The organism is Lacipirellulaceae bacterium, from assembly GCA_040218535.1.
In the GTDB taxonomy this organism is placed as follows: domain Bacteria; phylum Planctomycetota; class Planctomycetia; order Pirellulales; family Lacipirellulaceae; genus Adhaeretor.
In genome coordinates, this window is record JAVJRG010000005.1 from 1562008 (window position 1) to 1578185 (window position 16178).

The following is a 16178-nucleotide window of genomic DNA, read 5'->3' on the forward strand; positions in this document are numbered from 1 at the left end:
GTCGAGTCTGTGCGGTCCCACTCCGTCGAGTTTAGGGCCGCGAACCCGGCTAGGTTTCGTTGTCTTATCGGTGATGTAAGGTGTGCGGGGGTTGATCTCGAATCTCTGGCGCGTCCCACCAGCCGATGGCAGCCCCGTAAACCGTGAGGACCGAAACGACGATGAAAAACACCAGCACCCCCGCGGCCAACCGTTCACGCCAGGTCCACCTACCGTATACGCGAAGTTGTTTCTTCTGGCGTTTCATGCTTTGCTGTCGATTCCACGAACGGCGTCATCACCGAAATAGTATGCCGTTTGAGGCATTGTCCCGGAAACGTGCAAGGCGAGTCAATCCACCGCGAACCATCGCACGATCCTCAGTCGAGCGAGCCTCAGCCAATCTTGCGCACCACTTCGATCCCCTTGGCCAGATCACGCTCCGCATATACTTGTGTCACGTCGGCAGAGCTATGCCCGAGGATCACTTGGGCGGCCTCTAGACCAAACTCACGACGGATTTCAGTGGCCGCGGTATGGCGGAGGCGATTAGGTGCCCACTTCTCGATGTCGTGCTTGTCGCAAGCCCGGTGAATTGCTCGACGGTAGCTATCCGTGGAGTACATCTCCCCCGCTTTGCATTTGGCCTTCCGCTTGCGATTCGTGCCCGGTCGGTTGCCGGTAGCTTGAGGCGTTATTCTGGTAGCATGTTTTGACGCTCGCCGTTTCGCTTCACTATCGCAAGGGCGAAAACAGTAGGCTTGTGCGTCGCGGGCCAGGTACTTCAAGAGAATCGCTTGCGCCTTAGGCCCGCAGAGAATCACCCGGGTCTTGCCGTGATGCTCAGTCTTGTGCGACTCAGGACGGTAGGTCCACACGTCCCCGCCACGATCCACGTCACACGGTCGCAACTGGCAAACCTCATTAGGCCGACAGCCTGTTGCGCGCTGAAATCTCACCATATCGGCTACCACTTCGGGCAAGTGGGCTAGCGTAGCATCGACGACGGAATCATCGACCGGCAACACGGGTGGATTCTCTCGTGCTTCAGTGCGTCCCTTGCGTAGCCCTGTCACCATCGACAAGGCTTGTGGGATGCTGGCGGGAATCATCTCCTCAGCCGCCGCCCACTTAAACATACGTTTCACGCGGTCCACGTTCTTGTTGATATACCTACGGGAATGATCCAGCCCAATCATCACTTGCCGAACGGCCTTGAGCGACAATGGCCCGAAATCCACGGCACGGCAGCGCCCATAGAGGGGCTTAATCAGCTTGCAGCTCTCGACGATCATCTCGTATTCACGGGTTGGCTTGCCGTTCTTGCGGTAATAGCCACGGGCAAAGCGAACATAGGCTGCCATGACTTCACTCACAGTAATCTCAGTTTGCCGATCATCGCGAAGCTGCCCGCCGCCTTGAAGCCACTCACCTACGAGCCGCTGGTACTCTTGTTTGCTGGCCGCGGAATTGTATTTGCCCAGATAGATGTCACGGCCATTCAGGGTGACGACCGCCAAGCCTTTGGCTTTGTGGCGACGGTATTTAGGTGGGCGCAAGAAAGAAGCGTTCGACATGGTGAAACTCTCCATCGGAAGGAACTCCTGTACGGTACAGGTTTCCCCATGATTTCGAGTCGCACTGTCAAACGCTGACAGGTAAACCTAACTTATGGTCTCGACTGGACTTACAAAAAGTGGCGGGGGCCGGATTCGAACCGACGACCTCGAGGTTATGAGCCTCGCGAGCTACCGGGCTGCTCCACCCCGCGTCAGATACGCAATTCTATCGGCAGGTTTGTGGGCTGGCAAGGCTCGAAACTGGCTACTTCGAGTCGGTTTTCTGGTGATTAATGCGAGTCTCTGATAGGCGGACTCGCCCGTTCGTCACGATCAATAGAGTCGTCAGGGTCTAGCTCTCCTAACATGCGGCATCTTCTGCGGGGTCGCTTCTGTCTAAGGGGTGCAGGGGCCGATAGATAGTAGGTTGAGCGGCTGGGGAATTCGTTTTTCTCTGAGACTATATATATATGGTCGCGATTTGCCGCGAAATGATGGATTTCCTACACTGTTACTAGCCGCAGGTCACGACACCATTGGCGTGGGAGAGCGGCTCGACTTGTCTCTCGTGGAACAGAGATTTCCCTATGGCACAAACGGACGCCTCGATGATGGGCTCCGCGACGGGGGCGGCTTTGCCGGTTGCCCAGCCGTTTGGGGAAGTCGTGCGCGAAGTCGGTGCTAGCGGAGAGCCAGTCGTCGGCGTCACGATTGAACTCACCAAACCGAAAGTCCCCGCGGGTGAGCTGCCCGCTGAGGACCAAGACGTTCGCGGCAATCTGCCGCCGCTCGCGACTTTTAGCGACTTGCTCGGCGAAGCTCCGGCTTGGTTGCTGAGTGCAGCACTGCACATGATTGTGCTGATCATCTTCGGCCTTCTGGTCATTGCCAACCGTCAGCCGCCCGGGTTTCTGTTGCAGCTCGAGCCGAGCGATACCATGGGCGAGGATCTCGAAATGGGCGAGTTCGACATGCCGCTCGAACTCGACGACGAGTTGATCGAAGATGCTGTGGCGGTTGATCCACAACTTGCCGAGGTCGCTGAGACGGAAGTGTTCACGGTCGATTCGATGCCGACCTTGGCGACGGGGCTTGAGCCTTCGAGTGAACCGATTCGCATGTCTCTCTCCGGACGAGAAGCGGGAATGAAAGCTGCGCTGTTGGCGGCCTACGGAGGAACCGGGGCGACGCAGGATGCCGTGGCGGAAGGATTGGAATGGCTCAAACGAAATCAACAGAATAGTGGTCTTTGGAGTTTGAAAGGAAAGTATTCTGACGGCGTCAATTCGGATAACCCTGAGGCGGCGACTGGGATGGCATTGCTGGCCTTTCAAGGTGCTGGGTACACGCCGTTGAGCGACCCGAAGGATCCGCACACACGAGTGGTGACGAGGGCCTGGTATGCGCTGCTCAAACGACAAGACCAGGACGGCAACTTCTATAGCACGGGCCGCAGTCATGGGCGGCTTTATACGCAGGCTATTTGCACGATCGCTTTGTGCGAGCTTTACGGTATGACGCGCGATGAACAGTACCGTGCGCCGGCGCAGTTGGCGGTTGACTATTGTGTTTCGGTGCAAGGCCCAGAGGGGGGCTGGAAGTACTTCCCCAACGAAGGGGGCGACCTTTCGGTGACGGGCTGGTTTGTGATGGCGCTGCAGAGTGCCCGCATGGCGGGGCTGAACGTGCCGAGCGAAACGTTGGTGCGGATCAATGGTTTTCTTGACCTGGTGACACACGATGGCGGGGCTCAATACAGTTACGACGCGCGGCACGCCGCCACTCCCTCGATGAGTGCTGAAGGGCTGCTCTGCCGTCAGTATCTTGGGTGGAAGCATAACGACCGGCGACTGATCCGCGGTGCCGACCGGTTGATCAAGAACCTGCCGAGTTGGAAGGGAACACGGAACAGCTACTACTGGTACTATGCCTCGCAGGTTTGTCATCACATGGAAGGGAAGCATTGGCGAACTTGGAACGACCGGATGAAAGTGGTGCTGCCCGCGCACCAAGTAAAAAAAGGACGCGAGCGAGGCAGTTGGGACCCGAGCGGCGACGTCGGCAAAGGACACGGCGGGCGACTCTACGTGACGTGCCTTTCGATCTACATGCTTGAGGTCTACTACCGGCATTTGCCGATTTATAAGACCGAGTTACTTTCGGGCGGCTAAGCCAAATAAAGACTGGGCCGACGAGCGGCTGGTGTTTTGCACGCTTTGACATTTGCACCAAAGTTGCATTTCGGCGTGCAAAAGTCCGAGGTGATTTTGCATTGCTGTGCTGCTTATCTCTATTGGCTCTAACGATTTAGGGCGTATCGGTGAAAACCGGGCTACCGACTTTTGCTTTGCGATCGTTAGCGTGCAGTGCAAAATTGCCGCATTGATCATGGCGGTCACTCTTTGAGCTCTTGAGGCGTTCATGCTCGCGAGAACTGTCATGGCTAACCCCGTATTTTACCAGGTTGGGTGGCCAAAAGCGGGTGGGAAAACAAGGGGAGGTAGGCGTTGAGTCTCCTAAGAAGGGCGCTTGCAACGCACCACAATAGAGGCCGGCGGAGCGTTCCACACACCCTACTTACTTGACTTGCGGTCAGCGTCAGGCCGTGGGCTAGGAACTCTCCGGAAAACGATTCTTGGCGTTGCCATTATGCCAATAATAGACGCTGACGTACCTAGCCCTCGGTGCGAGCAACTTTCCGAAATTGGGTCAGAAGCGGGAGAGTTTGAAGTTGCGGGAGGTGGCGTTCGAAACACCCGCTCTCAGCGACTTGTCACCGCGGCGCATCGACAGCGGTTGGTCCAACTTCACTCGCGAAGACGGTCCGCGAATTGAAAGAGGTTGTCGTAACCTCTGCAGCTTAGGAGCGGCGGCGACTGGCTGCTATAGCAAACACCGTAAGTGCGACGATCAGGGAACTTGGCTCTGGCACGGGAGCAGTATTGACGATAGTGGTAGTGCCGTAATTGGTTTCCCAAGTGGCAAGAGTTCCAATGCTTGGGTCGCGTTGCCACGCGAGGAAATCGAATCCGTCGACACGCTGGTTACCATCGAAGTCGCCAGGTATCGAGCTGCCAGTGCCCTGGAAATCACTGAGCACGACCGATGTTGCGGTGTAGTCGACTTGAAAGGAGCCGGTTCCACCGCTGTAAATATTCAATCGTGCACCGTCGGCGACGTTGCTGAAGATGCCTGCAAGCGCCGAAGAAGTAAGCACTGTGAACATATCGCTTGGAGCTGGCGTGAATCCGTTGATCAATGCCAACTCCAGTTCGCCAGCCAAGCCGGCTGTGCCCGAGATGTCGAAGACATCGAAATCGGGGTTGAGCGGATCAGAGTTGTCTGTGCCGCCGATTTCAAACGACAGCAAGCCGGTCACATCTTGACCGTAGTTGCCAGTTAGCGAAAGAATACCTGCAGAGTTACCAGGAGCGACGGTATCTTGGTTGAAAACATTTCCTACCACGGTTCCCTCGCCTTGCAAAGCACCTGTGGTGACTGTAACTCCTGTGCCGGCACTATTGTCGAGTGTACCGCCATCCAGGCTAAGCACTCCTGCAATGCCATTGCCACCTACCGTGACATCGCCATCAACCATGACTGTTGCGCCATTATTAATGTTCATCGTGCCGGTGCCATCGAAACCAACGAACAAATTACCACTCAGATCCCAAGTTGTGGCTGCACCGTCGACGGTGGTCGTCCCAGCCGAACCAATATTAAAACCAGTTACCAAGGTTGTTTGATTAATACTGCCTCCACCGGAGAGTATCAACTCTCCTCGGTCTACAAATGTCGCACCTGAGTACGTGTTCGCACCCGTGAGGGTTTGCGTGCCGATACCCTCTTTCAGCAAGTCGCCTGTGCCGCTGAGTACGCCACCGAATGTTCCGCTGCCATTGTCCAGACCGACGACTAATTGGGCAGACCCCAGTTGCACTGAACCCGCGCCTGATAGTGCGTCAATCGATTCATTATTACTATCCAGGTCGAAAATTGCCCCTGCAGATACCGTGACGTCCGTCACATCGGCCAAACGTTCGATAGCCCCCAGTCGGAGCATACCGCCAGTGATGTTGGTCGGCCCGGTGTAGCTATTCGCACCACCCAAGATCAACGTCCCGGTATCGGCTTTTGTCAAACCCCCTGTTCCTGAGATCGGAAAGGACTTGGTAAGTGTGGTGGCACCTGTCACGCTAATCGTACCGCCACCACTGTTGAGCGTAGTAGTGCGCTGCATGGCAAATGTATTAGTGGCGATCAACGTGCCACCATCAAAACTCAAAGCCCCCAAGGGAGCGCCGAGATTATTGTTAGCGTTAACTTCAAGCGTGCCACCATTGAAGGATGTGCCGCCCGTGTACGTATTCGCACCAGACAAAACTTGCGCTCCAGCACCTGTTTTGACGAAACCACCCGTGCCTTCGATCGTGCCGCTAAAGTTGCCGCCGCTATCGGCAGAACCGACAGTCAGGATGCCGGTGCCCAGTACGACGTCTCCCGTGCCGTTGAGTCCATCAATCGCATCGTCGATGTCATTCAAATCAAGCCCACCGGCGTTTAATCCCGCGGTGGCTGCATTTACTGTAACCGTCGAAACATCAGGAAGTCGACCGTTGCCATCGAGCCGCACTAAACCTTGGGTAATGATTGTATCCCCAGCATAGGTGTTTGCTGCGGACAGTGTGAGTCGTCCAATGCCGGTTTTTGTGAGCGAACCCGTGCCAGAAACGACACCTCCCAAATCCATCGCAGCATCTTCGCCAACGGTGCTCAAAGTACCGCCACCGTTGTTTAGAGTGACTACGCGGGTCGTGTTGAAACTATTCTCGCCTTGGACTCGCAGCGTACCTCCATCAAAGGATAAAGAGCCTGCAGGATCGCCCAAACTTTCATCTTCTTCGACGTCCAGAATCCCGCCATTGATCGCCGTGTTGCCGGCGTAGGTGTGTGGGAATTCATCCATTCCTACAGACTTGGTGCGTATTAGCTGCGTTCCTGTACCAACTTTCGTAAGTCCGCCTGAACCGCTAATTACGCCGGTGAACGTGCCTCCTCCATCATTGGCCCCGATAGTAAGCGTGCCGCTACCCAGCGTCACGTCACCGGTACCTGCCAATGCATCAATCGTGTCGCTCACGTTATTGAGATCGAAAGTAGCTCCGTTAGCGACGCTCACATCGGTTACGTCGGGCAATTGCCCCGCTCCAGAAAGGCGTACTGTACCAGCATTGATGGTTGTCGATCCTGTGTAGGTATTCGCAGCCGTGAGTTGCAATACGCCAGCGCCGGTCTTCGTGAATTCGCCATCCAATATGGGAATGTCGTTGGACAGCGAGCCCGACTGAGTCAATGTAGTGCCAGTATTCACATTAAATGTACCGATGCCCGGCGAAAGCAATACAGAACGAGCATTGGTGAAACTCGCCGTCGTGTTGAGCGTTCCATCGGTGAGCTGCACAGCGTTTCCTGCATCTCCTAGTTGATTGGAAGCATCGACACGCAGTGTCCCGGCGCCAATGACGGTATTACCCAAATAAGTATTGGCGGCTTCTAGATCGAGATCGCCATCGCCCGTTTTGATAAGAAGACCTGGACCAGAGACAATACCCGTGCGAGTGAGCGTTGTGCCGGCAACGACTTCAAACGTGCCGTTGCCCGGTCCCATGACAGCCGGTCGGGCCGTAGTAATGTTTCCAGTGGTACGCAGTGTTCCTCCATCAAGAGTGAGCGTACCAAGCGTGCTGCCTAGGTTCACGGCACTGCTGATTTCCACCACACCCGCGTTGACATTCGTGCCACCCAAGTAGGTAGAAAATCCGCTGAGCACCAATGTGCCATCACCAATTTTTGTTAGCCCCCCGGGGCCAGTGATGTTGCCTGAGGCGTCTAGTGTCGTGGTGTCATCGACATCGAATGTGCCGCCGCCAGCTTCAAGCTGAGTGCCGCGAATCATGCCAAAGCTGGCGGTCGTATTCAAAGTGCCTCCGTCAAACGAAAGCAGTGTGCCAAGTGAACCAAGATTCTCGCTTTGGCTGACTTGCAACACGCCATCGTTGATGAAGGTGCCGCCCGTATAGGTGCTGACGCCAGTGAAGACCTGCGTGCCTGTGCCCTCTTTGATGATGGCACCACCCACGCCACTGATCACACCGCTATACGAACCACTGCCATCATCGGCACCAATCGTGAGTGTCCCCAGGCCAAGCAACACGTCGCCACCACCGAGTAGTCGGCCAATCGTGTCTGTAACATCGGTCACGTCAAACGTCGCACCATTGAAGACATCAACACCACCATTGGCAAGCAGTCCTCCGCCTGTAAGACGAAGTGTTCCTTCGGTGATCTCGGTCAATCCACCGAATGTGTTTGACTGGGTAAGCACGAGCGTTCCAGCACCAGATTTCACCAGATCGGCATTCGCCGCACCCGCGATGGGGCTGGCAAAGGTAAGCGTCGTGCCAGCGGCTGTTTCAAACTCACCGATGGAGTTAATCGTCGTTGTACGGCCGGTGGTGAATGTGGATGTCGTACGCAGCGTCCCTTGATTAAATTCGAGTGTAGACGACAAAGCACCTAAGCTACTGTTGTCCGTAATTTCTAAAGTACCTTGATCAATCAGCGTGGAAGCCGTGTAAGTATTCGCACCGCTGAGCACTTGAGTACCACTACCCGTTTTGACAAAAGCGCCGGTCTCTTGGATAGAACCACTAAAGTTACCGTCGCCATCAGCATCACCTACAGTCAGCGTGCCACCTCCTAATAGCACCGTGCCATTGCCGAAGAGTCCGTCAATCGTGTCGCTCACGCCGTTCAAATCCCACACCCCGCCAGCAGTGACATCAAAAGCATCGGGCAATTCCCCGGAACCAAACTGCAAAGTTGCATTGCTAGAAATAAACGTATTACCCGCGTGGATTGCAGGCTCGGTGAGAATCATTGTGCCCGGTCCTTGGATAGAGAGATTCCCCGTGCCACTGATGCCGGCAGACTGTGTAAGCGTGCCACTATTCACAGAGATGGCACCGGAACCCGCGATCACAATCGGATGCAGATTGGTAAAGCTCGCCGTGGTTTCTAAAATGCCACCATCGAGAGTGACTGCCCCACCATTGGCACCAAGATTTGCATTTTGACTCACACTTAGACTAGCGTCTTGAACTGTCGTGCCCCCTTGGTAGGTGTTTACGCCCGAGAGCGTGGCAAATTCTTCGTTGTCAGCAGCAATCGTCAAGCTTCCCACGCCACTGATGATACCCGGCACATTAGCCGCCACCCCACCTTCGTCACCGATGCGAATAATCCCTCCGCCGCTACCCAGCGTGATGTCTCGGCCAACGCCCAAATCAACTACGTTGTCGGTAATCTGTAACGTACCACTATCGATGCTAATGTCTCCCAACGAATCGCCTAAATTACTGTTGCCGCTAATGGAGAGAATGCCTTCGTTGATCGTGGTAGGCCCCGTGTAGGTGTTCGCTCCGGCAAGAATCAGCGTGTGCGTTCCATCTTTGATGAGTCCTCCCGTTTCAGAAATAATACCACTGAATATTGTAGCTCCGCCAACTTGATCGACAGTCAAGTCACCACCACCTAGCAGGATATTTCCGGCCCCTGAAATCGAGTCGACCGTATCGTGGTTGCCATTGAGATCCCAAGTCGCACCGCTGGCGATGCTGACATCGGTCGTATCGGGAAGCTGCCCGAAATTGATGAACTGCAATGTGCCGTCGTTGATGTTCGTAGGACCACCGTAGGAATTGGTACTCGCCGAAAGCTGCAACGTACCGTTGCCTGTTTTGGTAAGTGAGCCAATCCCCGTGATAGGAGTGCCGGCAAACATGGCAAAAGTTGTGCCGGTGTCGACATCAATCGTTCCGCCACCGGCGTTGAGCTGAATGCCCTTCAAGTTGTTCATTGTAGCAGCGGTTTCAAGGGTACCACCGTCGATCTGAATCGTACCATTGCCTAAATTGCTCGACGTGCTGCCTGTGATGCGCAGCGTGCCGCCATTGATTTGCGTGCCACCATCCCAGGTGTTGCTTCCAGACAGCGTTTGCGTGCCAAGCCCGACCTTCACGAAAGCTCCAGACTCGGTAATGTTCCCAGTAAACGTACCACTGGCGTTGCCACCACCAACGGTGAGCGTACCGCCACCCAGGGTGATTGAGCCGCTGCCAATAAGCGCGTCGACCGTATCGCTCACGCCGTTAAGATCAAATGTCGCCCCACTAGCTACGTCGATGTTGCTGGTGTCGTTGAGCCTACCTGCACCCGAGAGTCGAAGAATTCCAGCATCGATGTCGGTGGTTCCAGTGTTCGTATTGTTTCCGGTTAGAGTAAAAGTGCCCGAACCAAGTTTGCCTAAAATCCCCGCACCGCTAATGACGCCCGAATAAGTTGTCGAAGTGCCATCTGAACCCACTCGCAGAGTCGTAAACAGTTCAGTCGATCCGGCACCTGCCAAGCTGCCGATATTTTCAGGATTAAAAACTTGGAAAGTCGCGCCCGAATTGACAGTCACCCGGGTTGAATCACCCAGTGCATCGCCAGCACCCGACATTGCAAATGTTCCCTCATTGACAAAAATGTCGCCATCGAATGTCCCTGCATCAGCACTTGTTTTATTCCAGATACCATCGCCAATCTTATTGATCGTAGTTGTGGAACTACCTGTGATGCCGCCCGATTGCACAAGCGTAGTACCACTGTTGACATCAAATGTCGCTGAGAGTCCTGGGTCGATCGTCACAGTGCGACTGTTGGTCAGCGTCCCGGTGGTGTTGAGCGTGCCGCCTCGAAAGATAATGCCGCCACTGCCTAAGTTACTACTGCTGCCAATGCGTAGCACACCCGCATCAATGGTCGTCGTGCCGGTATAAGTATTGTTGCCAGATAGCACCATTGTGTGCGTGCCTAGTTTACGGAAACTGCCTGCTTCGCTAATCACACCTGAGAAGGTTCGTGTGCCGCCATTTTCATCGACAAAGAGAGAAGCTCCGCCCAAAAGAATCGAGCCTGCTCCGCTAATCGAATCGACTTGATCGGTCAGCCCGTTCAAATCCCACGTCGCTCCCGAAGCAACAGAGACATCTGAAGACAAAGAGAAATCACCATTTCCTGAAAACTGCACGAGTCCATCATTGATAACCGTCGATCCCGTGTAGGTTTGTACGGAAGCAATGATCGCGGTATGATTGCCCGTCTTGGTAAAACCACCGCTTCCGCTGATGACGCCGCTCCAAGTAAACGTGCCGCTGGAAGCATCCACAGTAATTCTTCCACCGGTGCCTCCTGTATCAACACTCGAAAGCGAGCTATTACCAGACAAAGAATTGACGGTCTCGCTGCGATTGTTGAGGTCGAGCGTTGCGCCGGCTGAGATGTCGACATCCGAAGCATTGCTGATGGCATTGGTAGCGTTGATTCTTAGGATACCATCACTGACGTTGGTGTCCCCGGTGTACGTATTTGAAGCGTTCAAGACGAACGTACCATTACCCGATTTCGTGATCGCCCCGGTGCCCGAAATCGTAGCAGATTGTGTGAGCGTGGTACCGTTGTTGACTTCGATCGTGGCAGTCGTCGAATTCGTGGTAATGTTGCGTGAATTGGTAAAAGAAGACGTCGTGTTGAGCGTACCTGATCCAATTTCAACTGTGCCGCTGCCAAGATTCGCCTGACTACTGACGCGCAATTCGCCTTGGTTGATGTCGAGTATGGAAAAAGCGTTGTTGCCGGAAAGAATCAATGTTCCGGCACCGTTCTTTTGCATTTCACCCGTTTCAAGAATGTCGCCGCTAAAGGTGCGTGTGCCGGAGGTTTCATCGACCGTCAGGATACCTCCTCCCAGCCGAATCGTGCCCGCCCCGGCTATCGAGTCGACTGTATCGCTAACGCCATTGAGGTCAAACGTGCCGTTGGCTTCGACCAGTACGTCAGTCGAGTTGGAAAGCCTGCCGGATCCTTCTAGCCGCAGCGTGCCGTTGTTTACCGTGGTAGCACCCGTGTAGGTATTGCTGCCGGAGAAGACGGTTTCACCAGTTTGATTTTTGACAATACCCCCCGTACCGCTAATCACTCCCGAGAAAGTAAATGAGGGATCTACCGCCGTGCTTTCACCGAGTGTTAACACGCCCGATCCTAAATCGACCGAGCCGCCACCAGTTAAAACATCAATATTTGTATCAAAGTTATTGAGATCGAAGGTGCCGTCGGAGAAGACGCCTAGATCAGCCCCGGCTGCTAAGTTGGAAGATGAATTTATCTGAAACGTGCCGTCAAAAATATCTATTTCACCTAGTGCAGTGCTTGATCCACTGATACGCACAAAAGAACCATTGTTAATCGAAAGTCTGCCATTGGTGACAAAACCAGAGCCTGTGATGCCACTATCAAAGAAAACATCGCCTCCGCCTGTCACAAAAATAGTGGAGCCACCCTGTTGAAAATTAACATCCGAATCAAAGTCGATCGTGCCGTTGTTCGCGCGGATGCTCAGGGTTTGGTCTCCTAAGTTCACCACGGAATTGAATTCCAACTCTTGCGAGTCGTTATTCACAATCTCCGTATCAACGGTCAGCGCTCCACCCGACAAAAACATCGCTCCGCCGCTAGAAACGTAAGAGGAAGACAAGGTGATTGAGTCGATATCGTAGTCGACATCGTTATTGAAAATGTCCTGAATATCTGGCGACGTGTCAGAGCCTTCTAAGATAATGTCAGTATTGATGCCGTTCGTGGGCGGAGCAGATAAACCACTCCACTGAGTAATATCTCCCCAGTTGCCGTTCGTTCCCGTGCCGGTCCAAGTAAAGGTGGCTGCCTGGGAGTAAACAATTAGCCCCATTAGTGACAAGGCTAGTGACAGAATACCGACAGCTGGTACTTGATAGTTTCTTCGCGCGCGCAGACACAAATCATACGAGAACGTCATCTCACACCTTCCCAACCCGAGGCTGATAACTGATGACAAAAGACGAGAAATCTGCTCGACAAATCGCAGTGTTTGCAGAATGGACCACATTGCCGATCAGGCAGATCTCGCAGCAGGCGCGCCACATTCTATTCGCGTATGCAACATGTCGCAAGTAATTATCTTGTTTTGAATTAGATTTTCCTTGATCGGCCTAAATGCGCGTTCTTCAACGGACTCATTGCTTAGGCCATATGCTCATGCACCACCATGCGTGCCAGCGTCTAGAAATCAGTTTGGACGAATGAATTCGCTGCCCCTCCGTTCTTGTGTTGGGGGGAAACGAGTCACCCAACAGCTCACTCTCGGCACTGAATCGCCTGATTGTCGAGCGGCTGCAAGCAAAGCTACTTGATTTCAACCTGAATCCAAGTCGGCCGACAATCGTACGCTGATTTCTCTGGATGAGTTTTCTGACTTTTGACATCTTGAAGCTGCACACCGACTGATGCGAAAAGGACGTGACTTTGGGGTCAGCGCCGTACTGGCTTTCCAAAGCATTTCCGACTTGCATCATGCCTACTCCAAAGACGACCAGTGAAAGGCGTTACTGTGACAGGTTGGTAACCCCACAGAGGAGGTCTGAGAGATGAAACGCTTCCAGTTTGGAGCACTCGTCGCGCTCAGTAGTTTGCCACTGTTCGCACTCGGCTGCGGTTCTTCCAACCCAACTACCACCCGCCTGATGCCAAGTCTCGCGGAACTCGTCCTCGGGGTTGCTCTGGTAGGTAATGCTGCCGCCCACGGGGAGTTGCCACCAGCCCCCGGTTGCGGTGACGGTGCGGATGAGGATGTTGGAGTCGAAGCCTAGTTAGAAGGTGGAGCTGCAGTAGGCACCGCGGGCGTGAGGGTTCGAGTTCGGCGATGATTTCCATTGCGCACCTTGGGTGCACCGGTGATGGAGCCGCCGGGGAAGCTGGTGCGGAGGAGATCGACGATCCTCATATTCTGGGCATCTTCTTCAATGTCGCCCGAAGAATCTAATTGCAGAATTCGATGCGGCTGGCAATTCCTGATATAGTAAGCCTTCATCGCTTCCGCGAACTCCTCCTCTAATTCTACAGTGGGTCAGATCGAATGAAAAAAATGGCCATCTTTGTCGCGATGTTGGACATTAGCCTGTCAATCTCCTCTGGCTACGCACAATCCGGCTTCCTCCTCGAACCGACCCACGCCCTCACCGCCTCGGCGGACTTCGACACCCAGTTCACGACCGGCGCGTGGACGCCCTCCGCGCCCACCGTGGGCGGCCCGGGTACGGTGCTCCGCTTGGACATCGACGCCTACACCGGCGGCGGCTCCTCAGACGCTGACATCGAGAACGATTTCGCGCCGACGGTCTACGACCTCTCCGGGCTTGTGCTCAATTACAACGATAGTTTTTCTGGCGCCCGTACATCATCGCTCTTACGCCCGGCGGGCTCCTCCTGGCGGTTCGTTTCCAGCGGAGGGATCGATCCGCGCATCGAGCGGACTAACTCAGGCCGATGGGAATTCGAAGCCCCGATGGAGTTTGCCAACGACGTCACCTATTTCTCGTCGTTCCGGCCGGCCGCACTTTTTCTAGAAGGGGCGATCACCGGAACCGGCGGCTTGATTGTCGACGGCGTCCTGCAAGATTACAGGGTCGGTAATGTCGGCAGCACGCTGAAGCTCAACGCACATGCCTCTTATACGGGACCGACCATCATTCGGGCCAGAGGGCTGGATATCGAAGACGCTGGCAGCTTGAGCGCGACCAGTTCCATCACGATCGAACCAGCAGGCCGCCTCACATTTCTTGTGGGTTCAAACTTGTCGGGCAATCGGATCGGCGATACGATCCCGGTGACGCTTGCCGGCGGTGCCCTTACCGGCAATGGTATTTCTGCCACTTCGTACACCGAAACCATCGGCGACGTCACCCTGGCACGGGCCACCTCGAGTCAAATCGGCATACGTCCCTATCGGGGCGACCTCGCCTTGAGCAGCCTCACTCGGCAGCGGCACGCGACGCTATCGGTATATGGCGAAAGCCTGATCCGCGGCGTCGGCGGCGTAGTGACCGAAGGCGGGATCAATCCCGGTAACGCCCTGCCGCTCGTTGGTGGAGCGGGCGTCGCAGGCACGACTGGCATCAGCATCGTCCCCTACATGGCTGGGCATTCGAATCAGGATGCCAACCCCATCTTCGCGGAACCCAACAGCCTGGTCACGCTCGATCCCAGCAACAACTTCCGTGTGCTCGACCGAAGCACCGAGTTACAAGCCAATTTGACGCCCGATACGCTCACCAACGCCAACGTGCTGCAGTCTAGTGACTCGGTGCTCACCGCCCCCACCTCCGTAAACGCGTTGGTGTTTCGTTTTAGTGCTGAAATCGGGGGCCCAGGGTCGCTCAGCATCACCAGCGGAGCCCTTGTGTCATCCGACGTTGCTAGTGTTATCGCTTCGATTGGCGTCAATGACCTACTGTTTCCCAACGACGCGTACGTGTGGGCTTCCGAGCGGGTCGAGATATTCTCCGATGTCACCGTCACTGGCGACTTCAACAAGAGCGGTCTCGGACTGCTCGAGCTTTTCGGCCCCACGACGGCCAGCGGCGGAGCGGCCTTCACCCAAGGCAAGACGGACCTCTACGGCTCGCTCGACGCGACTGACCATGTGATCGTGGGAGGAGACGGTGAGCTGGAGATGCTCGCCGGAGCGTCCCTCACTACGCCTCTGCTGGAGATCGCGGGCGAAGAAGCCCGCTTCACGATGAGCGGCGGCGACCTCCAGGCCGGCGCTGTGATCGGCAATCTGTTCCTCGAAGGCGGCGCGTTCTCCCCCGCGTCCGCGCTCGAGACCAGCATCGACGGCAACCTCACCCTGTTCAGCGGCAGCGAATTGGCCATCGATATCGAAGGCACGGGCGCCGGCCAGTTCGATCAGATCGACGTCTCCGGCGACCTGCTGATTACCGGCGGACTCGACCTTGCGATCGGAGCCTACACCCCAATGCCCGGCGACGTGATCCCCATCGGCCTGATCGACGGCACGCTGGCGGGCCAGTTTACCGGGCTGGGTGAGGACGACGTTGTGGCCACGGCAGGCAACGTCGACCTCCGCATCAGCTACACCGCCGGCGACGGCAACGACATCGCCCTGCTAGCCGTCTTGCAAGGTGATTTCGATCGTGATAACGATGTCGACGGGATCGATTTTTTACTCTGGCAGCGTGACCCAAGCGTCGGGCTACTCTCCGATTGGGAATCTAACTACGGTATCCCAGCGAATGTGGCTGCCGCAGCAGTTGCCCCCGAACCGTCCTCGATGCTGTTGGCAGCTAGTATAAGTCTGCTTTTCTATTCCCGAGAAAGACGGAGTTAAATGCCGCCGTCTGTACGTCACCGCAATCAGTCGCGCGCATGCTAAAGTCTCTCGAAGTTGGACAAACCGAACTCACAACCGCAATTTGCAGAATTGCACAGTCGTAACAGACCGATGCTGTTTCGGCGAATTCCAACATTACCTCAGCTGCATCGACTGAGACGCATTTCTGCGCGGTCGCTACGGAATCGCTTCGCTATAAGAGTGGGAGTGCGTCGTCAATCGGTTTGGGCCGGGTTCAGCTTCCATTCTAGTACAGCTTATTCGTCCTGTGGCTTCAGAGAATGCCGTCGTGCAATCAAGCCAATGCCTTC

6 protein-coding genes and 1 tRNA gene are annotated in these 16178 nt (G+C 55.2%); 2 read left to right on the forward strand and 5 right to left on the reverse strand.

The genetic code is table 11. The features are described from left to right. Positions 1-64: 64 nt before the first annotated feature. The 3 genes from RIB44_06500 to RIB44_06510 all read right to left on the reverse strand — a co-directional run bounded on the left by RIB44_06500 (position 65) and on the right by RIB44_06510 (position 1750). Positions 65-247 (reverse strand): hypothetical protein, encoded by a 183-nt coding sequence (locus tag RIB44_06500; GenBank protein ID MEQ8616227.1) that lies wholly within the window; start codon positions 245-247, stop codon positions 65-67. Positions 248-374: 127 nt separating this feature from the next. Beyond that, on the reverse strand, positions 375-1556 hold the full coding sequence (locus RIB44_06505; GenBank protein ID MEQ8616228.1) for a site-specific integrase: 1182 nt from the start codon (positions 1554-1556) through the stop codon (positions 375-377). Between the two features lie 120 nt (positions 1557-1676). Beyond that, a tRNA-Met gene (locus RIB44_06510) sits at positions 1677-1750 on the reverse strand. Between the two features lie 375 nt (positions 1751-2125). On the opposite strand from RIB44_06510, the gene RIB44_06515 reads away from it, so the two are divergent. Further along, complete coding sequence (locus RIB44_06515; protein MEQ8616229.1) at positions 2126-3709, forward strand: terpene cyclase/mutase family protein; 1584 nt, start codon at positions 2126-2128, stop codon at positions 3707-3709. A gap of 689 nt (positions 3710-4398) precedes the next feature. Here the strand turns inward: RIB44_06515 and RIB44_06520 are convergent. Together RIB44_06520 and RIB44_06525 are read right to left on the reverse strand one after the other, a co-directional pair. Continuing rightward, positions 4399-12387, reverse strand: coding sequence for an autotransporter-associated beta strand repeat-containing protein (locus tag RIB44_06520; protein MEQ8616230.1), 7989 nt, complete (start codon positions 12385-12387; stop codon positions 4399-4401). A 673-nt stretch (positions 12388-13060) separates the two neighbouring features. Beyond that, a complete protein-coding gene (locus tag RIB44_06525; protein ID MEQ8616231.1) occupies positions 13061-13306 on the reverse strand; it encodes a hypothetical protein in 246 nt (81 codons plus the stop codon). A gap of 449 nt (positions 13307-13755) precedes the next feature. On the opposite strand from RIB44_06525, the gene RIB44_06530 reads away from it, so the two are divergent. Beyond that, positions 13756-15864 carry a hypothetical protein gene (locus tag RIB44_06530; GenBank protein MEQ8616232.1) on the forward strand — a complete coding sequence of 703 codons (2109 nt, stop codon included), beginning with the start codon at positions 13756-13758 and terminating at the stop codon, positions 15862-15864. Positions 15865-16178: the final 314 nt, after the last annotated feature.